General features: G+C 63.0%; 16 protein-coding genes. 6 read left to right on the top strand and 10 right to left on the bottom strand.

Annotation, left to right across the window (positions count from 1 at the left end; genetic code table 11):
* Positions 1-64: 64 nt before the first annotated feature.
* Positions 65-1,141 carry an AI-2E family transporter gene (locus D0B32_RS06925; protein WP_117333024.1) on the bottom strand — a complete coding sequence of 359 codons (1,077 nt, stop codon included), beginning with the start codon at positions 1,139-1,141 and terminating at the stop codon, positions 65-67.
* Between the two features lie 347 nt (positions 1,142-1,488).
* On the opposite strand from D0B32_RS06925, the gene D0B32_RS06920 reads away from it, so the two are divergent.
* A complete protein-coding gene (locus D0B32_RS06920) occupies positions 1,489-1,788 on the top strand; it encodes a DUF3331 domain-containing protein (RefSeq protein ID WP_117333022.1) in 300 nt (99 codons plus the stop codon).
* 890 nt (positions 1,789-2,678) lie between these two features.
* Positions 2,679-4,160, top strand: coding sequence for an MFS transporter (locus tag D0B32_RS06915; RefSeq protein ID WP_117333020.1), 1,482 nt, complete (start codon positions 2,679-2,681; stop codon positions 4,158-4,160).
* A 170-nt stretch (positions 4,161-4,330) separates the two neighbouring features.
* Here the strand turns inward: D0B32_RS06915 and D0B32_RS06910 are convergent, their stop codons facing one another.
* Positions 4,331-4,603: a hypothetical protein gene (locus D0B32_RS06910; protein WP_117333018.1), complete on the bottom strand. Its 273-nt coding sequence runs from the start codon at positions 4,601-4,603 to the stop codon at positions 4,331-4,333.
* A 170-nt stretch (positions 4,604-4,773) separates the two neighbouring features.
* Positions 4,774-5,214, bottom strand: coding sequence for a DoxX family protein (locus D0B32_RS06905; RefSeq protein WP_117333016.1), 441 nt, complete (start codon positions 5,212-5,214; stop codon positions 4,774-4,776).
* Positions 5,215-5,500: 286 nt separating this feature from the next.
* Between D0B32_RS06905 and D0B32_RS06900 the strand changes: the two genes are divergently transcribed.
* The gene (locus tag D0B32_RS06900) at positions 5,501-6,226 is read left to right on the top strand and encodes a DeoR/GlpR family DNA-binding transcription regulator (RefSeq protein WP_117333014.1); all 726 of its coding nucleotides are present in this window, start codon (positions 5,501-5,503) and stop codon (positions 6,224-6,226) included.
* A gap of 59 nt (positions 6,227-6,285) precedes the next feature.
* On the opposite strand, the gene D0B32_RS06895 is transcribed toward D0B32_RS06900, so the two are convergent.
* Positions 6,286-6,687 (bottom strand): VOC family protein, encoded by a 402-nt coding sequence (locus D0B32_RS06895; protein WP_117333013.1) that lies wholly within the window; start codon positions 6,685-6,687, stop codon positions 6,286-6,288.
* 355 nt (positions 6,688-7,042) lie between these two features.
* Here D0B32_RS06895 and D0B32_RS06890 point away from each other — a divergent pair, with 355 nt between their 5' ends.
* Positions 7,043-7,810 (top strand): SDR family oxidoreductase, encoded by a 768-nt coding sequence (locus D0B32_RS06890; protein ID WP_117333011.1) that lies wholly within the window; start codon positions 7,043-7,045, stop codon positions 7,808-7,810.
* Between the two features lie 134 nt (positions 7,811-7,944).
* On the opposite strand, the gene D0B32_RS06885 is transcribed toward D0B32_RS06890, so the two are convergent.
* From D0B32_RS06885 to D0B32_RS06865, 5 genes are all read right to left on the bottom strand, one after another.
* Positions 7,945-10,176, bottom strand: a complete 2,232-nt coding sequence (locus tag D0B32_RS06885) for a tetratricopeptide repeat protein (RefSeq protein ID WP_117333009.1) — start codon at positions 10,174-10,176, stop codon at positions 7,945-7,947.
* Positions 10,177-10,449: 273 nt separating this feature from the next.
* Complete coding sequence (locus D0B32_RS06880) at positions 10,450-11,100, bottom strand: GIN domain-containing protein (RefSeq protein WP_117333007.1); 651 nt, start codon at positions 11,098-11,100, stop codon at positions 10,450-10,452.
* 2 nt (positions 11,101-11,102) lie between these two features.
* Positions 11,103-11,753: a GNAT family N-acetyltransferase gene (locus D0B32_RS06875; RefSeq protein WP_117333005.1), complete on the bottom strand. Its 651-nt coding sequence runs from the start codon at positions 11,751-11,753 to the stop codon at positions 11,103-11,105.
* Between the two features lie 576 nt (positions 11,754-12,329).
* A complete protein-coding gene (locus tag D0B32_RS06870; protein WP_117333003.1) occupies positions 12,330-15,305 on the bottom strand; it encodes an EAL domain-containing protein in 2,976 nt (991 codons plus the stop codon).
* Positions 15,306-15,441: 136 nt separating this feature from the next.
* The gene (locus tag D0B32_RS06865; RefSeq protein WP_259294900.1) at positions 15,442-16,218 is read right to left on the bottom strand and encodes an N-acyl amino acid synthase FeeM domain-containing protein; all 777 of its coding nucleotides are present in this window, start codon (positions 16,216-16,218) and stop codon (positions 15,442-15,444) included.
* 294 nt (positions 16,219-16,512) lie between these two features.
* Between D0B32_RS06865 and D0B32_RS06860 the strand changes: the two genes are divergently transcribed.
* Complete coding sequence (locus D0B32_RS06860) at positions 16,513-17,817, top strand: MFS transporter (RefSeq protein WP_117333001.1); 1,305 nt, start codon at positions 16,513-16,515, stop codon at positions 17,815-17,817.
* A 313-nt stretch (positions 17,818-18,130) separates the two neighbouring features.
* Positions 18,131-18,487: a hypothetical protein gene (locus tag D0B32_RS06855; protein ID WP_117332999.1), complete on the top strand. Its 357-nt coding sequence runs from the start codon at positions 18,131-18,133 to the stop codon at positions 18,485-18,487.
* A 129-nt stretch (positions 18,488-18,616) separates the two neighbouring features.
* Here the strand turns inward: D0B32_RS06855 and D0B32_RS06850 are convergent, their stop codons facing one another.
* Entirely contained in the window at positions 18,617-19,663 is a 1,047-nt protein-coding gene (locus tag D0B32_RS06850; protein WP_117332997.1) for an ABC transporter permease, read from the bottom strand.
* Positions 19,664-19,675 lie beyond the last annotated feature (12 nt).

Below are 19,675 nucleotides of genomic sequence, written 5' to 3'. Positions count from 1 at the left end.
CGCGCGTTGATCGACGATCGACGCTGGCGAGCGGAAGGAAAGCCGGCGCAAAATCAGGCCCGCCCTAACCGATCCAGTCGGTCCACAGCACCATCAATACGGTCATCAGCGCGGGGCCGATGAAGAGACCCAGCAGACCGAAGGTTTCCGCGCCGCCGAGGATGCCGAACAACACGAGCAGAAACGGCAAGCGTGTCGAATTGCCGATGATCACCGGCCGTACGAAGTGTTCCGCAATGAACACGACGACGAAACCGAATACGGCCAGCCCGATCGCCCAGGCCGCGGAGCCTTGCACGAGCAGCCACAGGGCGGCCGCGCAAAAGACGATGGGGGCACAGAACGGCAGCATGGCGGCGATTGCGGTCACGAAGCCCAGCAGGGCGGCGTGCGGCACGCCTGCCACGAGGTAGGCAAAGCCCAGCAACGCGCCCTCGCCGATGCCCACCACCACGAGGCCCGCAACGGTTCCACGCACCGCGTTGACCATGCGCTCCAGCAACTGGGCGCCATTGCGGCCAAAGGCACGTTGGGCGCCTTTTTGCAGCGAACCGGACAGGCGCGGGCCCGCCTGAAAGATGACGAACAGCGTGACCAGCATGAAGCCGAACACCATCAGCCCGTGCACCGCGCGCGCCCCGAAGTGCCGTCCGAGCGTCATGACCGTGGCGCCGTGCAGGCTTTTCATGGCGGGTGACTGGCGCAGGGGTTGATCGAGATTGGCGTGCCACCATTCCGTGATCTGCGCGCCGAACGGCAGGCGCTGAACGATGTCCGGCATGGGAATGCCGTTTTCCTGGATGGACTTGAACCACCCGAGCATATCGTGCGCTTCGTGACTCGCCTGACCGATGCCAAGGGCCACCGGCAGCACGATGAGCACGGCAATGGCCAGCGTCAGAAATACCGCGATGATGGTGGTACGGCCCTTGAGCCAGCGGCGGCTTTCGATCTTTCGCAGCACCGGCCACAAGGCAATGGCGATGACGACCGCCCAGGCGACAGCCGGCAGAAAGTCACGGATGATCCACAGGGCCAGAAGCACCAGGGCCGCGTAGAGGGCGAAGGTAGCCACCTGCTGGGTTTTCCGGCGCATCGACTGATCTGGATCCGGTGTAGCTGACGGTGGGCGTATGACCATATGACCTCGTTGAAAATTGCGCGCGAGCCGACTCAAAAAACGCAAAGCCGCTACACTGGCTTCGCTCGGCCGCCCAAGGTTCACATCTTACGGGAAGCGCCCGACACCCCTCTGTTTCGCGGCGCCCTGGTCGCCAAGCCCCGTCGCGCTACCGACAACACTGCGTTGCAAAAATCAATCCTATAGCAAAAGCAGTCGCCGACCGCCCGCAAACCCCCGTCGTTTCGTATGACCGGTAAAGTCAAGTGGGATTGTTGCTAATTCGAGAACAGTGTTTCAACGGCCGCAGAATGGCTCTCGGGCGCGCGCAGGACTAAATTCGGGACACCACATATACGGAGCCGACGATGAAGACCATAGAGTCCTTCCCCCTTGACGGTGTCAATGGCGTACGCATTGAGATTCTCGAGCGCTCCGACACTACGCTGGTGATCCGCTGGGTGGAGCCGGGGCGTTGTCATTATGGAGAGCAGCGTTGGCGACGCCGGTCCGCACATACGTCGGGGACCTGTGCGGTGTCACGGCGCAAGATTCGCCGCGGTGATGCGGTGTTCAAGCCGGCTGAGCGGCCGGCGCCTTCCAATGCTTCGGCGATGATTTCGGTTGAGACGCTTTGCAGTATTGTTGAGGAATTGCAGGCGGCATAAGGGGTTCGAGGTTTGATTTTTTGGCTGCGCCGCGAGCGGTTTTATCTTTCGCTCGTTGTTTTGTTGGCCTTTTCTTGTTTTGTTTTTTTTGGCCTTTCCTTGTTTTGTTTTTTTTGGCCTTTCCTTGTTTTGTGGGCCTTTCCTTGCATTCTTATCGGTCTATTTGCGTTGCCCCTGTGCGGGGCAGCACCTACTTTTCTTTGCCTGCCGCAAAGAAAAGTAGGCAAAAGAAAGCGGCTCACACCGCCAGCCAGTAGGTGTCCCCCTCGCCGCTCTCCCGCCATGGGTCCGAGACGAGATGGTCCCTCGCAACACTTCCTCCCGTGACCAGGCAGTCATCCGCTCCAGCGTCGCGCTCCGCGCCCCGCCGCTCGGCATAACACCCCCTCCCGCATTAGCGGGGAATTCCGTCCACTCCCTTTATGTTCACCATTGCTTCGCCTGCCTTGCTGCGCAGGCGCGATGCAAACCGCGCGCGCAAGGCAAAAAGCGTCCCCGCCTTCCCGCGCAAACCTCGCCGTGACGCACGCAGTGCGGAGCGGGATGAATGAGCGCTGTGTCACGGACGTGGAGGGTGCGAGAGCACATCTTGTGTTCGGACCACTAACGAAACTGTGCGGGGGAGACATCTACGAGCTGGCGGTGTGAGCCGCTTTCTTTTGCCTACTTTTCTTTGCGGCAGGCAAAGAAAAGTAGGTGCCGCCCCGCACAGGGGCAACGCAAGCAAACCAAAAAGAAAACAAGGAAAGGCCAAAAAGACAAAGCAAGAGAAGGCCAAAAAGACAAAGCAAGAGAAGGCCAAAAGAAAAAAACAAAAACAGAAAAAACAAACATCGACACTTCACCCAACCCCAAACCATCCCCAGCCCGAAGCGGCTACGATACCTGTCATGAACTCAGGAACCTTCACCCCCGCCCTGGCGAAAATCATCGCCACTGTCAGCGTCGGCTTCGTCGTCACGCAACTCGACGTCACCATCGTCAACATTGCGCTCGCGAACATCGGCGCCGATCTCCATGCCAGCGTCGCCGGCCTGCAGTGGATCGTCGATGCCTACGCGCTGGCCTTCTCCGTCCTCATGCTGTCCGCCGGCGTACTCGGCGACCGGCTCGGGGCACGGCGCATGTACGCGGTCGGTATCGTCGTCTTCGCGCTCGCTTCGCTCGGCTGCGGCCTCGCGCTGAACAGCGTCACCCTCGTCGCCTCGCGTGCCCTGCAAGGCATCGGCGCGGCGGCCATGCTGCCGAATTCGCTCGCCCTGCTCAATCAGGCCTGCGGACACGATCCCAAGCTACGCGCACGCGCCGTCGGGCTCTGGACCGCTGCGGGCGCCATTTCGATCGCGGCCGGCCCCGTGGTCGGCGGGCTGCTGATCGCGGCGTTCGGCTGGCGCAGCATCTTCCTCGTCAACCTGCCGCTGTGCGCGGCCGGCCTGTTCGCCACCTTCGCATGGGTGCCCAAACCCGGCCCGGCTCAGTCAGCGCTGCAAACGCCTTCCGCGCAACACGCGCACGCCGCGCAGCAGACCCAACCCACCCCACGGCCGCGCAGTGTCGATCTGCCGGGACAAATCCTCGCCATCGTCGCGCTCACTGCCTTCACCGGCGCGGTGATCGAGTTTCGCCCACTCGGCCTCGCGCATCCCGTGGTGTTTGGCGGCTTCATCCTCGCGTTCGTCGCGGCGCTCGCCTTTGTCACGATCGAAGCGCGTGTGGCCGCGCCCATGCTGCCGCTCGCGCTGTTTCGCCGGCGCACGTTCAGCGCCGCGGTGCTGTTCGGCATCTGCGTGAATCTGACGTACTACGGCATGGTGTTCGTGCTGAGTCTCTATCTGCAGCGTGTGCGCGGCTACACGCCGCTACAGGCCGGTCTCGCCTTCCTGCCGTTGACCGGCGGCTTTCTCGTGTCGAACGTGTTGAGTGGCTGGGTGGTGGCGCGATATGGCGTGCGTGTCCCGATGCTCGTCGGGGCAGTCATCGCCGCGCTGGGCTACGGGGCGTTGCATCTGGTCGATGCCACGACACCGCTCGTCGGGCTGTTGCTGCCGTTTTTGCTGATCCCGTCAGGCATGGGTCTCGCCGTTCCGGCGATGACGACGGCGGTATTGGCATCGGTCGAGAAGCAGCGCGCCGGAACTGCCTCGGCGGTGCTCAATACGGCCCGCCAGGCCGGTGGCGCGGTCGGCGTGGCGGCCTTCGGCGCACTGGTGAGCGGCGTGGGAGCGGGCCATATCGTCTCCGGTATGCAGGCCGCGACGGCGGTGTCCACGGCTCTGCTGATCACCGGGCTGTTGCTGGCCTGCCTCGTGCACCCACATCCGCACGCTCAACACCCGCAACCGGGAAATGAACCGGGCCCGCGCGCAGTGTGATTGATGTAGCGCCCGCCACGTAGTTTGCGGCGCCGCCTCTCGAGGCACTCGTCAAAAGCGAGCCGTCAAGCTCGCCCCTGACAGCTGACATAACGGCTCGCTTAACGGCGATCGCATCTCGCGTATTCAACCCGGCCCTTGCGTCACGCAGACCAAAGCCGGGTCGCCCGCTACAGCGTCGCCTCCTGAATCACCCCCGTATCCAGTGCGCGCTCGATCAGCCCTTCGCTTTGCACCTTGCGGATCGCGTCGGCGATCAGCGTAGCCGGCTCTTCGATCTCGGCCTTGATCGTGCTGATAAAACCCGACGCGTCGAGGATCACCAGCGTTTCCGCCGAATCCGCGCGGCTGATGATCACCCGATGCGGCGTGGGCCCTTCACCGAGACTCGCGCAAAACTGCATGGCGTTACCGCCAATCGTGGCTTCAAAACTTTGAATCATGTTGTTTCCTCCCAGACAGCTCGATGCGAAGAGATGGGGCGGCGCACAAGCTGTACTCGCCAATGACGACGACGCCCAACGAAATCCAACGGACGACTCACTAAACCCCGCAGGCGCGGGCCAATCAGCAGCGTAACGGTATGTGACCGTGCGGCGGCAACGTGGCGGGATCAACGGCTCAGTTGACCGAGACCGCCGCGCGGCGCGCGGGCGCCATCCACGCTCAAGGACCCGGCGCCGGTCACGAACAGCAGCAGAAAACCGCCGGCAATGCCGATGTTCTTCCAGAAGTGAATCACCATGTCGTGTTGCATGACCGGATCCGTCACGTTCCAGAAATCATGCCCGAGAACCGCGGTCGCCACCGTGTACACCGCCATGATGAGCGCCAGCGCGCGAATCCGGAAACCGAGCACGAGGCACAGGCCGCCCAGCGTCTCGACGGCGGTGGCGAGCGGCGCGGCGATCTGCACGAACGGCACGCCCCGCGTATGCAGATAGCCCACGAACCCCGCGTATCCCACCAGTTTCATCACGCCGCCCCACAGGAACAATACGGCGAGGGCGAGGCGTGCGAGGAAAATGACGCCGGAATCGACGGGACGCGTCATGGGCTAGGACTCCTGTAATTGAATATGCAAAAGACCGGGTATTGTCCTGTCAGTTCCCGGGCGCAGACTGTCAGAATATGAGCATTGCCCCGATTTACCAAGCGAAACCACGCGGCGGCGCGCGCGACCCGAACGCGATTCAGGACGCATCGCAGCGACAAAAATCCGCCAAAAGCGCGCTTGACAACTCGCCGCAGGCGTTCGGCCTTGTTATAATCCTTTCACGAATTCGAACGAAATATAACGCGCCGATCCCACTGTCGCGCGTCACGGGCCCAGGAGTTCCATGCTGAAAACTGATCGCCTTCGCGCGCTCGCTGACGCGCTGGCCAGACAAAACGTGATGCGCCTGCGCGACGCAGCCGCCCTGCTCGGCGTGTCGGAAATGACGGTGCGGCGTGACGTGGCCGGCAGTCCGGGCCAGTTCACCTACCTCGGCGGCTACATCGTCAGCGCCACAGACGTGCCCAACACCGCCGGCTATTCGCTGGAACAGGAAAAGGACCACTTCGCACAGGCCAAGGCGGAAGCCTCGGCGGTCGCCGCGAAGCTGATCACGCACGACGAGACGCTCTTCATCGACTGCGGCACCACGCTCACCACCCTCGCCCGGTTGATCCCGGCGGAGCGTCACGTCACGGTGGTCTGCTATTCGCTGAACGTCGCGGAAATCCTGCGGCGCAAACCCAACGTGCGGATGATCCTGCTGGGCGGCATGTACGTGCCGTCCTCGGACTCGTTTTCCGGGGAGGAAAGCATCGAGATGCTGCGCCGCATGGGCATCAACAAGGCGTTTATCTCGGCGGGCGGGGTGGATCAGGCGCGCGGCGTCACCTGCTGGAATTTCCACGAAGTGGCGCTCAAGCAGGCGGCAATGGCGAGCGCCGTCGAGCGCCATCTGGTGGTGGATACCAGCAAGCTCGGCGTGGTCAAGGCGGTGCGCTTCTCACAGGTCGACGATTTCGATTCCATCATCACCGAGAAAGGCCAGGAACTGCGCAAGCGCAAGTGAGTCGAGGTTAGCCCTGGCGGCCAGGGCATGGAGCGCGGTTTGGCCCACGTCCCCTCCTCTCAAGAATACGTGGCCACTTCGATCAGGTTGCCATCCGGATCGCGGCAATACACCGAGGTCATCGGGCCGCGTGCGCCGGAGCGCGGCATCGGGCCTGCCTCGATCGCCACGCCCTGCGACAGCCAGAAGGCCTTGACGTCCTCGGGATTGGCCCGCGTCACGAAGCAGAGGTCCTCGCTGCCGGGCGCCACCACCGCGCCGGTGAACCACGCCACCGTATCCATGTCCTTCGGACGCAGATTGAGCTTTTGCGTGCCGAAGTGCAATGCCACGCGCGTGCCGCTGCCGGAGTCGAAATCCACCCGCCGCATGCCGAGCATGCGCTCATACCAGGCCGCGCTGGCTTCGACATCCGCTACGTTGAGAACCAGGTGATCGATGCTGTCTACCGAAAAGCTCATGTTCGTCGAGAGTCGTGAGAAGGGTTAATCGAACCGCGCATCCGTGACCGAGCCAATACGCCGAGGTGCTTCTAACGCGCGTCCCGGGCCAGCCGCAGCAAAAGGTTCAAAAGTAGCACGGGTGCGCAATCCGTGTCGGCGGGGCCGTCAGGTGGCGTTGGTTACGCGGTCCGCGCTTGCTGTGGGCCGCTTGCCGAAGTTGCCTGCTGGATCTTCTTGCAAAACCTGCTTACCAAACCCTGCACTCACCAAACCGCTAACATCACGCTGATGAACGCGCGCGACGTGTCGCACGCACCGAGACTTCAATCCGGACACCGGCCCCCGCCGCTGTTCCGCACAACAGGACATCCGCATGACTTCGCTATTCGACTTGACGGGCCGCACCGCGCTCATCACCGGCTCCGCACGCGGCATCGGCTTCGCGCTCGCTGAAGGGTTGGCCACGGCAGGCGCTACCGTCCTCGTGAACGGCACCCGCGCGGATACGGTTGCAGAGGCCGTCGCCCGTCTGCACGACAAGGGCCTGAAGGCGCACGGCCGTGCGTTCGACGTCACGGACGAGCAGGCTGTCGCCGCCGCATTCGAGGCGTGGGACAGCGAAGGCGTGACGATCGACATCGTCGTCAACAACGCGGGCATCCAGTTTCGCAAACCACTGGTAGAACTCGAACTGAGCGACTGGCAACGCGTGATCGACACCAATCTGACGAGCGCGTTCATCGTCGCGAAGCAGGCGGCGCGGCGCATGATTGCGCGCGGCACGGGTGGCAAGATCGTCAACATCGGGTCGCTCACCAGCGAGGGCGCGCGGGCGACGGTCGGCGCCTACACGGCGGCCAAGGGCGGCATCAAGATGCTGACCCGCGCGATGAGCGCGGAATGGGGCGCCGCGAATATCCAGGCAAATGCCATCGGACCCGGCTATATCCTCACCGACATGAACCAGGCATTGATCGAGAATGCCAGCTTCGACGCATGGGTCAAGAGCAGCAATCCATCGCAACGCTGGGGCAAGCCGGAGGAACTGGTTGGCACTGCTGTGTATCTGGCGTCGGCGGCATCGAGCTATGTGAATGGCCAGATCATCTATGTGGACGGTGGCTGGCTCGCGGTGCTCTAAGGCGTGTTTGCGGCGCTACGAAGCAGGTGCGCGGCAGCTTGAAGCGGGTATCGTGCTCTATCCGCAGTGCGGTGCTTTCTCTGCGGTGTTTTCTCTGCGGTGCTTTCTCCGCAGTACTTTAACCGCAACGCTCGTCACGAAGCCTGCGCGTCGAGCGACTCCGCAAAGCTTTCCACACACGCCTCTCTGACGCGCTCGATCACCGCCCCCCAGCCCTCGCCCGGCGTCTGACGGAACAGGCGCATGGTCTGCGGATACCACGGCGTATCCGTGCGATCGTGCATCCAGCGCCAGTCGATATCCTCAGCCGGCAGCAGCACCCAGCACGGCTTGCCGAGCGAGCCGGCCAGATGCGCGATGGACGTATCGACGCAGATCACCAGATCCAGTTGCGCGACGATCGCCGCGCTATCGGCCATATCGTTCACGTCCGAGCCGAGATGCAACAGCGGCTGCCCGGCTGGCGGACGCTGTGCCTCGTCTTCTCCCTGGCCCTTCTGCAGACTCACGAACACGAGTTCCGGCACGCTCCACAGCGGCGCCAACGCCGCGAGCGAGGGTAGAGAACGGTTGGCATCGTTGTGATGGCGCGCATTGCCCTTCCACACCACGCCGATGCGCCGACCGGCTGGCAACGCGGCAAGCCGCGGGCGCCAGTGGTCCATCAGCGACGGCTCGGCGCGCAGGTAGCAGGCCGGCGGAATCGTCTCCAGCGTCGTGGACGTGCGCAACGGCAGACTTATCAGACTGACCCAGTAGTCGTAACCGGGCGCGTCGACGAGACCCGCTGCGTGGTCGAGCACGACATCCACACCGTCGAGCGCGGTAAATACACGACGCAACGCACTCATGCACACCACGGCGACCCGCTTGATGCCAAACGTCTGCAGATGGCCAATGAAGCGGCCAAACTGCAGCATGTCACCGAGACCGTCCTCCTGCCAGATCAACAACGTTTTGCCCGCCAGCGATTCGCCCTGCCACTTCGGAATGGGCAGCAGCGCTTCGGTCTTGCCGTGGATGAAGGCCGGCATCTGGTTGCGCTGTTCATAACGCCGCCAGCCTTCGTCGAATTGACCCATGCTGATCAGCAGGATGGCGAGCGCGAAATTCGCCTCTGCATAACCCTCGCGCAGGACCAACGCCTGACGGTAGGCCGCCTCGGCTTCGGGCAAGCGCTTGAGCCCCTTCAGCACATGGCCCAGGTTGTACTGTGCCTCGGCAAGCGAGGGCCGCATGGCGAGCGCCTCGCGATAAGCCGTGGCCGCTTCCGGCAGACGGTCGAGTGCATGCAGGACGTTGCCCAGATTGTTGAGCGCCTCGACGGCGTTCGGATTGCAGCGCAACGCGTCGCGGTAAGCCGCCTCCGCCTCGGGCAGCCGGTCCATGTTCTGCAACACGATGCCCAGGTTGTAGTGCGCTTCGGCGTAACCCGGTCGCAGCGCCAGGGCTTGCCGGTAGCACGCCTCGGCTTCCGGCAGACGCTTGAGATCGCCGAGCACGCCACCCAGGTTGTTGTGCGCTTCGGGGTAATTCGCGCGCACCGCGAGCGCGAGACGGCAGGCCAGTTCGGCTTCGGGCAGGCGCTTGGAAGTCTTCAGCACGCCCGCGAGATTGTTGAGCGCCTCCGGGTACTGTGCACGCACCAGCAGCGCCTGCCGGTAGGCCTGCTCCGCTTCCGCCAGGCGGCCAAGTTCCTTGAGCGCGTTGCCCAGGTTGTTGTGCGCCTCGGCACACTTGGGCCGCGCCGCCAAAGAGTCGCGATAGGCCGTCTCTGCCGCCGCGAAACGCCGGTCGTCGTACAGCACGATGCCGAGGTTGTAGTGCGCCTCGGCGTAGTCCGGACGCAGCGCGAGCGCCTGACGATAGGCCTGCTCGGCATCCTGTGGCCGTTTCAGCGCGTACAGCACCGCACCGAGGTTGTTGAACGCCTGCGCCTCGTCGGGCTGGATGCGCGTCACGCTGCGAAACAGTTCCTCTGCTTCGGACAGCCGGCCGAGCGCCTTCAGCATGATGCCGAGGTTGTTGTAGGCGTCGATGAACGCGGGCTGCTCCGCGATCGACTGACGCCACCAGGTTTCAGCCGCTTCCGCCTGTTTCAGACCCAGTGCGCAGACTGCTGCGATGTTCAGCGCCTCGATGCGGGCCTCGGCCGCGGCGAGATCCTCGGGGCCAGCATCGCCAGCGTCGACCACGTTGCTACCGGTGTGCGGCTCGGCTTGCAGCTCGGGTTGCAGCTCAGGTTGCAGCAGTGCCAGCGCCTCGGCGAACTTGCCGCCCTGGCAGAGCGACACCGCCGTTTGCAGGCGCTCCTTGCGCTCCAGTTGATCAGCGCCGGAAGGCGCGAGAGTCGAAGCCGAAGTCATCTGGGTCGTCGCTGCGTTTTGCGTGGTGAAAAAGCGGGAAAGCTGGAAAGTGGCAACCTGCCTGTTTCCGGTGTGGGTGAACCAGGTTGGAGCGGCCTGCTTCGACGGCCTGCTTCGAAGGCCGGCTGTCTGCCACCCGCGCGCGGAACGAGCAAGGAAGCCCTGACGATGAAGGTTACGGCAAGGACGCGCGGTGCGATCGGAGGAAATGAGGGGGCTGCGGCGCGTTAATCGGCAAATGGAACGGGCCGGCAGCCACGCCGGCCCATATCCTTACTGAAAGCTCACGGAGCCCGAACCGATACGGTTGACCGTGCGCGTGGCCGGTTTGCCCAGCACCCGCACCTCGCCCGACCCCACCACGTTGACAGTGGCGGCATCTGCCGCATACCCGTTCACCTCGCCCGAACCCTGGACGTTGGCGACCAGCTTGCCGGCGTGAATGGCATGGGTATCAATGCTTCCCGAACCCGCCACCGAGGCGCTGATTTGCTGCACCTGGCCGCCTGCTTCGATGGAACCTGAGCCGCTCACGGCGAGCGCCAGCGAACGGCCCGCCAGACCTGCCGCGTGCAGGGATCCCGAGCCCGCCACGCCGGCGCCTTCCAGCGCCGGGGCTGCCATCACGACCTTGACCGGGCCGCTTACGTTTTCGATACCCTTGATCTCGACGGTCAGCACGCCATCTTTCACGGTGGTCGTGACGTGCGGCAAGACATCCGCGGGCGCAGAGACCGTGACCGAGGTGGTCGGGCTGATCGAGAAGGAGCCCTCAACCGAGCCATTCAAACGCACACTCGAAAACGCTCCTGTCTGTCGCGCTTCGGTTTTGATGCCGGCATCTGCGCCGCTTTGTGCCATCGCCACACTGGCGATCAAACTGCACACGAGCGCAGCAGCCAGGCGAACCTTCCGTACTTGCATGTCTACCTCTCCTGTTTATCACGGCTCGTGGCCGGGCTGGCACTGTCGTCGCCGCCCCGCACGCGAGCCTCGAGCACATCTGTCTGTTCGATTACTTCGTTATCCTTCTCAAGCAGAGGCGAGACGCTGTTGTTCAGACTGGCCGCCAACGCCTTGCAATAACGAACCTCAGTCAACGGTACACCACCTGCCACGATGTCCTTGCTCGCTTGATCCCGTACGAAGCCCGCGCGTTCGTAAAACGCAATGGCACGCTGGTTCGCCGCGAGGACCCACAGCACGACATGCTCATACCCTGCCTGCTGCAACTGCGCGCACGCCGCCACGCGCAACGCATGCCCCACGCCGTGTCGCCAGTAAGCCGGCGACACGTAGAGCGCTTCCACTTCCGACCAGCGGCTGTCTTTGTCGGCGTCCCTGCATGCGCCAAATGCAACCCAGCCCGCGAGCACACCATCAACGGATGCGAGCAGCACGCGCAGTTTGCCTGCCGTCAGCGCCGACTGCCAGTTCCTCGTGCGCGCCGCCACCGACAAGTCCTCCAGGAACCCCGCCGGCATGATGCCTTGATACGCTGCCTGCCACGACGCCACATGAACGGTTGCGATGTTCTGCGCGTCGCCCACTGTCGCCTCGCGAATGTCCATCTGCATATAGACCGCTCCTCATAAGGCATGCCTGCATAAAGATAGTCGCGTTGTGTAATCCGCAATGCGCTCTCGCGATGAAGCAATGGCGGACAAATTGCAATGTGGACTCGACGCAATATCAAGCGGCAACCAGAAAGCCGATTTAAACCACAACGTAAGCGGCTTTAAACAGCGATTATCTAAAGCCAATTCGCGGCGAAGATAATACGGCAGAAATTAATCCTTGCGCCAGTGTGCGTGACTTATAAGAGCGCGCGTCGCACTGAAGCACTCTCCGCGCAGCGATCACGCGCGGCAGCTCGCGATGACAGCGGCATCGTCGTCAAAGGAACGTAATCTGGAGATTGCACAGCGTGCGTGGATTGCATCGACCAGCGAACCACATGCGGACCAATGCAAACCACATGAGTCAGCACTCATCGAACGCACACCGCACGCAAATGTAGCGTGATTGAATCGTGCACGAAGCAACATATGTAGCAGCGATCAAACCAACGAAGCGACGAATGCAGCAGTGCGCGCATGCACACACATACGGCGAGCCGCACCTCACGTCACATCACGCGCAACACGTTCCATTCAATGCAGATCCGCACGCACGCGCGCCTCGTAGCTTTCCTCAATCTGCTCGGCATGGTGAACGATATTGTCGACGAAGCGCTGCGTGGCCGGGTCCTTGATGAAGCTCGCGGCGGAACTCGCGACGAGAATCGCGGAACTCTCCTGCGGCTTCGCGATCACGAAGCCCTGCACGTAGTCGACGCCAATCTCCTTCAACGCGCTGAGCGTTTCGGCGTCTTCCACCCACTCGGCGATGCTGCGCATGCCGAGGTTGCGTGCCAGCGCGACGATCGCTTCGACGATGGCGGTGTCGGCCGGATGCGCACACATCGTGCGAATGAATTCGCCGTCGATCTTCAGCGCATCGGCCGACAGATCCTTCAAGTATTTAAACGACGTATAACCGGCGCCGAAGTCGTCGAGCGCGATTTTTCCGCCCATGTCATGCACGCGCGAAATGAAGCGCTGGGTGTTCTCCAGATCGTGCAACGCGACGCTTTCCGTGATCTCGAGGCACAGGTACCGAATGATGGCGCGATGCCGCGCAAACAGCGCGAAGATGTCCTCCATGAACTGCTCGTCGTTGAGCGACCCACCGCTCAGGTTCACGCAGATGAAGCGCGTCTTCGGCAACGCAGCCCGATTCGCTTCGAGCCATTCGAGCACGGAGGTGAGCACCCAGCGGTCGATGGCCGCGATATTGCCGGATTCCTCCGCAGCCACGATCACCTTGCCGGCGGGTAGCGTCGAGCCATCGGGCGCGCGCCAGCGCAGCAGCACTTCGAAGTCGAGCGAGCCGGTAGGCGCCGCCAGCGACATGATGGGCTGCATGACCAGGAAGAGCCCCGACGGCAGACGATTCTGGCCGAGCGTTTCGACCAGCATCAGTTCCTTGGCGCGCTCCTCGAAGGCAGCCGCGCCCTTGCGATACGTGACGAGGTGGCCGTGTGCGACGTTCTTCGCCTCACGGCACGCGCCATCGGCATTAGAGAGCGCATCCTGCACGCGCACGCCGGTCGAGCATTCCACCAGACCAATGGACGCCTTCACCTGGAACGCGCAATTGCCCACCTGATAAGGCGCGGCGCTCAGCAAGGTGACGAGTTCTCGGCACTGCTCGATGGCATCGTCGATCGTCGTGTTGCTCATCACGCAGATGAATTCGTCGCCGCCAATCCGCCCCACGGCATGCTCGGGCCGCACCAGCGTGCGGGTGCGCGCGGCCACCTGTTTGAGTACTTCGTCGCCGGCACGGTGGCCGAACAGGTCGTTGACGAGCTTGAAACGGTCGAGGTCGATATACGCCAGCGCCCAGGGCGTGACCTCTTCGCTTTGCGCGGCGATCGCGAGTTCGACGCCGCGGCGGTTCAGCGAACCGGTCATCGGGTCGTGTTCGGCGAGGAACTGCAGCCGTTCGATCGCTTTCGAACGCTCGGTCACATCCTGCAGCGACCCTTCGATCCAGCCGTTCGAGCGGGTTGCCTTGAGCGAATAGCGCCGCTCTTCGGTGCCGAAATCGCTCGAGCCGCCCACTTCGAGTTCGCCCTCGCTGCCCTTCTCGGCCAGCGCCTGCAGCGAACCCCACGCGCCCGGCTCGAAATAATCTTTCCAGTGACGCTCCTTGTACTCGGCCTTGCGCAGATCGAGCATCGCGCGCAACGCCGGATTGGCACGCACGAAATGGCCGCCTTCATCCAGCGTGAAGAGGCCGATGGGCGTGACGTCGTAGGTATTGCGCAGTTCGGTCTGCATGCGGCGGCGGCGCTCGCGTTCCGCGCGCATCTGCTCGGCAATGGCAAACGCCGCCATCATGCTCGACGAGAGCGCCGTAATCACCGGATTGACGCCGCCAAACAGCAGCTTGATGCCGAACGCGGCGCCCAGCACCTCGGAGAAGGTGGCGAACAGCACCACCGCCATCGACGCCACGTACCACAGCACGGTGCGCGAACGGGTCAGCCAGACGAGCCGCGCCAGCAGGAAAATCAGCACCACCATGCCGATGCTGGAGAGCGTCCACAGCACGGGGATGAACTGCGCGTACGGCAGCACGACGGAGGCCACCGCGAGCAGCAGGCCGTCGTACTGCACCACCCGCAGCATCCAGCGGTAGCCCGCCACCTTGAGTTCGCGCCGGAATAGTTGCGAAAACAGCGCCACGGTCACGAGGTAATACGCGGCGAAGGTGACCTGACGCAGCACCTGCATGGTTTCCGGCGGAATCACCCGGCCGGTCCATTCCATGTCCCAGCCCATTGCGTTGGCGCACAACCGCAGGTTGCCCACCAGCCATGCCGCGAAGATCACGTACGTCCATTCACGGTTGATGATCGCGGTCACGAACACGAACACAGCCAGCGTCAGCAGGCCGCCGGCGATCAGCGCCGAGCTTTCCTGGAAGTCGAGAATGGAGGTTTCGAGCGAGGAATAGCTCCATGCCAGCGCATTCAGGTACGCCGGACCGGAGAAGGTGCCGCGGCACAGGATCGGCCCCTGGCTCGCTGGCTTTTCCACCCGCAGTGCAAAGCCAGCCTTGACCGCGCGCAGCTTGCCGCTCGTCGTGTAGCGGTCAGCGGCGCCGAGCGGCGCCAGGGTCGCCGCATCCCAGCATGCCAGCGTCTGCGCGTGCCGTGACGGAAACTCGATGAGCGTGGGTTTTCCCGGATTCATGTCCGGCACGTTGAACGTGAACCAGAACGGGGATTCGGAGAGGCGGGTGCTGTAGCGGCGGGTGGTGGGCGCCGCGCGCGCGGCGTTGAGCGCGGCCAGCGCATCGGCCGGCGTCAGCGCCGCGTCGTGGTCGGGCACCACGTGCAGATCCAGCGTGACCGAACCGTTCGACTGAAACTGATGCGGAGCCCATAGCAGCGCGACGACCGTCGCCGCCGCGATAACCGCCGGCACGACATAGACGGAGAATGCGTACAGTAGCCAGTCGATAAACGACCCCGCGCGCATATACTTCGACCGCGAAAAGAACGTCGCCGGCTGCATACCTGGAATTCCCCATTTGCGGCAAACCCTGTACGCGCGACGACCGGGTCCGGGAACCCGGTCACCGTCACGCTAGATCACGTGGCCTGCCAGACGGCCGAACTGCTGCGTTGCCAGACGGCCGACCTGTTTTGTTTTACCTGCCATGTTCAAAATCAACGACTTCCGGGCATCCTACCGTTTCCCGCTGAAAAGATAAATCTACGGGTCGCAAATCGATGTCAGGATGCTGCGTTTGGAACACAAACTTAAACAGCGGGTGGTTCACCGCCGCCCAACGCTCGCGCGCCACCGCCACGGGCTTGGCCATCACCCGGTGCGGCATGCCGCCGACGTGCGACATGGGCAGGAACTCATTCTTGCCAAAAACATCGCCGAACAGCATGGCTTCATACTCACGATCCAGCGGTGAACGAGCGGTAATCACCATCCAGTCGATACTCTGCTGCCCGCAATACATGAACAGCGCCTTGCACAGGGCAATCTTGACCATCCGGCCGATCATTCCCCCCGATACACCCAGCCGCGTGGCCTCCGCCATCCGGGTGCCGAGCAGCCAGTCCGGCAACTGCACCGATTGCTCCACGGCCAGCGGCGCATACCGGTTGGTCTGAATCCGCATGGTGCCGAGCGGACCGCCGTCGAGCTTCGACTCCGCCAGCAGCACCACCGTCCCCGGTTCGTGATCGCCCTCCTCCACCGTCATGCTGCTGGCGAATTCCGGCAGATGCCGGCCATAAGCCATCTTGCGCATGATGACAGCTTTTTGTAGGGAATGATCGTCGGACACGATACGAATAGTAAACGGCAGTCTTTCCGTATTCTGAAGCGAAAGCGTGTCCTGGACTGCGGGATTTGCGCCGTGTTCGTTATGAAATTCGGAAATCAGGACTGAAGGATTAAGACGATCCATTATGTAACCCCATTTGAGCGATGAGAAAAGAAAAGGAAATCGCCGCACCGGGCACGTTTCTACTCCGTGCAACAGCACGACTAATCAAGGCTCTCACGAACTGAAATGGCCGGGTGAGCGTTACCCAATCTTTCCAGGCAAATAGCATGTAAAACATCGCATAAAGAGCCTGAAAGACCGGTATAAGCCCATTGCCGAGTGGATCCGTTTAAGCGGGATGGTTGCGCATGCACTAAACTTGCCGACCCGCTCCAGCACGCGTAGCACCCCAACCTTTGGTTCGCCCTCCCTACGATGAAGCCACCCACCCCCGACGCCCCCGCTGCTGATCTCGCTACTGACTCTTCACCCGCACCAGGGGAGCCGCCTTCAGACGGGCAGCCGCGTCGCAGCGTCGCGCGCAGCAGGCCGTTCCAGCGCTTCTGGTGCACGCGGGTGCTTTCTTCGCTGTCCTTTCAGATGCTGGCCGTGGCGATGGGCTGGCACATCTACGCGTTGACGCACAGCGCCTACGCGCTCGGCCTGCTCGGGCTCGCGCAATTTTTGCCGATGTTCACGCTCACGCTGATCGTCGGGCACGTCGCCGACCGCTACGACCGCCGCCGCATCGCCGCCGTCTGTCAAAGCATCGAAGCCGTTGCTGCATTGATGTTTCTGGTGGGTACCTTTGCGGGCTGGCTGAGCGCGCCCGTGATCTATGCGCTGGCCGTTTGCGTGGGCGCGGCGCGCGCCTTCGAATCGCCTGCCGTGTCGTCACTGCTGCCAGGCGTGGTGCCGCGCGGGCAGCTGCCGCAGGCTACGGCGTGGGCCACCTCCGCCGGACAGACTGCACAGATCGTAGGACCCGCTCTGGGCGGCCTGCTGTATGGCGTCGGGCCGTCCATCGCGTACCTTGTATGCATGGTGGCATTCGCGTCGGCGGCGGCACTCGTGTGGGGCGTGCCGTTGCAGGCAAGGCCTGTCACGCGCGCGCCCATGACGCTCGAATCCATCTTCTCGGGCATCGGCTTTATCCGCCGGCAGCCGGTGATTCTGGGCGCCCTCTCCCTCGATCTGTTCGCGGTCCTGTTTGGCGGGGCCACTGCCCTGTTGCCGGTGTTCGCCCGCGACATCCTGCATGCGGGGCCGCTTGCGCTCGGCATGCTGCGTTCGGCCTCGGCCGTCGGCGCGCTGGCCGGCACCATCTGGTTTGCGCACTTCCCGTTGCGCAGCCGGCCGGGCACCGCCATGTTCGGCGGCGTCATCGTGTTTGGCGTTGCCACCATCGTGTTCGGGCTGTCGCACAACGTCGTCGTGTCGCTGCTGGCGCTGGCCACCCTGGGTGCTGCGGACGTGATCAGCGTCGTCGTGCGCATGTCGCTCGTGCAATTGCGCACGTCTAACGAGATGCTGGGACGCGTGAGCGCGGTGAACGCGCTATTCATTGGTTCTTCGAACCAGTTGGGGGAATTCGAATCGGGCCTGACGGCCGGATGGTGGGGTGCGCAGCCTGCCGTGCTGGTGGGCGGCGTCGCGACGATCGGCGTCGCGTTGTTGTGGATGAAACTGTTTCCCGAGTTGCGGCAGGTGCGCTCATTGGGACATGAAACTGGGACATGAAAAGTAAGCGGCAATGGTTCGGCGTAGCGGAATAGGCCGGCAATCGTTCAGTGCCGACGCAACATGTTCAGCAACACAGAATAATTTTTACCGGCCACTGCGACATCGTCTCTCGAGGGCCGGACAAAACGACCTGGAGCGCTGTTTGCTCATCCGTAGACGCGATTGATGCGATGGCCCCGGCGCGCAGCGCGGGAGCGTCATTCAGGAAACCCTGGTGACAAAGTGGACTCTGGGTGCGAATTGCACCTTTCCCGAGGCAACCTGTCCAACTTATGCATTGATCCAGAACTGCCTCAAACACGGAGGAGACATGCAAACCGCCAATCACCCGCACCATTTTCATCTCGAGTTGCGTCACGCCACGGTTCCGACTTACGTGACCAGCTACCTGTTCCCGATCCTGCTGCTTGCCTATGAAGCCTGGCGAGTCGGTCACTGGATCTTCGACTACGGGATGAACTTCGAGAACTTCCGCTACATGGGCTACGAGTTCCTGCTCATGCTGGTGTTCGTCGGACTGCAGATTTTCGTGGAGATCGTGTTCCTCGCCTGTGCGGCGGTGACGCGCCATCCCGACCTCGAACATCGGGTCGCGAATGTGCTGGCGGGGATTGCCTGCTCTTTCGTGGTGATTGGTTTCGACCTCGCGTTGCAATACGCGCTGTAAGCGCGACGTCGAAGGTAGGACCCGAAGCGGCGAGGCCGCAGGCTCTTTCGAGCCTGCGGCCTCGCTTGATTTACCCGCTTGATGCACCGTTAGCGGACATTCATCGCCAACGTTCAGAGAACTTGCCGTTCAGCTCTTGCGTTGCAGCGCGAACAGCGTGCCCGCCAGCAGGATGAACGCGCCGATAATCACCTTCTGCCACGTGCTCGGCACGCCAACCAGAATCAGCACGTTGTTGATCAGCGTGACCAGCACCACGCCCAGCAGCGTGCCTGCCACCGTGCCAGTACCGCCGGTAATGCGCGCCCCGCCCAGAATCACCGCGGCGATCACATCGAGTTCCGAGCCCACCAGGTCGAACGGATTGGCGAGCCGGTTGTTCGATACGTGCAGAATCCCCGCAATCCCCGCCAGCATCCCCGTGTAGCCGAACACGAACAGGTGGATAGCACGCAGGTTGTAGCCAAGCCGCTCCGCAATGGCGAGGCTGCCGCCCATTGCATACACGCCGCGTCCCATCATCGTGCGGTTCAGCAGCCACCACGTCAGCACGGCCGCCGCGAACAGCGCGAGCACCGACACCGGCAGCACCGCGCGCAGGCCGTCGCCGGTCTGATAGAAGAACAGCGGGATGCGGCCGAAGCGGTCCATGCTGTGCGGAATGTTCATGAAGAACGTCGTGCCGATGAAGGTCAGCAGGATGCCGCGATACAGATATTGCGTGCCGATCGTCACGATCAGCGAAGGCGCCTTCAGCCGGTACACCAGCAAGCCGTTGATCAAGCCGAGCACGATGCCGCCCAGCGCGCCGGTGATCAGGATCAGCGCGAACGGTTCGTCGGGCCACCAGGCGAACACCGCCTTGGTGATGCCATACATGGTCAAGGCGCCGATCGCCGTGAACGACACGTCGATGCCGCCGGAGGCCAGCACGACCAGCGTGCCGAGCGCGAACAGCGACACCGTGGTGGCCGAGTGCAGCATGTCGAACAGCGTCGCCGACTGGAAGAAGCGCGGGTTCAGCGCGCCCACGATCACGCACATCACGACGATCAGGCCCACCGTGAACCACTCGGGGTGGCGCGCGAGCTTGCCCCGCAAGCTGGGCGGTTTGACCTGCGGTGCAACTTCGATGACGGTGGGGGTGGTCATGGTCTGGTTCAAGCGCGGGTTCATGCGTGTACGTCC

This window comes from Paraburkholderia sp. DHOC27 (assembly GCF_003429005.1).
Classification (GTDB): Bacteria; Pseudomonadota; Gammaproteobacteria; order Burkholderiales; family Burkholderiaceae; genus Paraburkholderia.
Note: the sequence above shows the minus strand (reverse complement) of the source record. Positions and strands in the feature narration are given on the sequence as shown.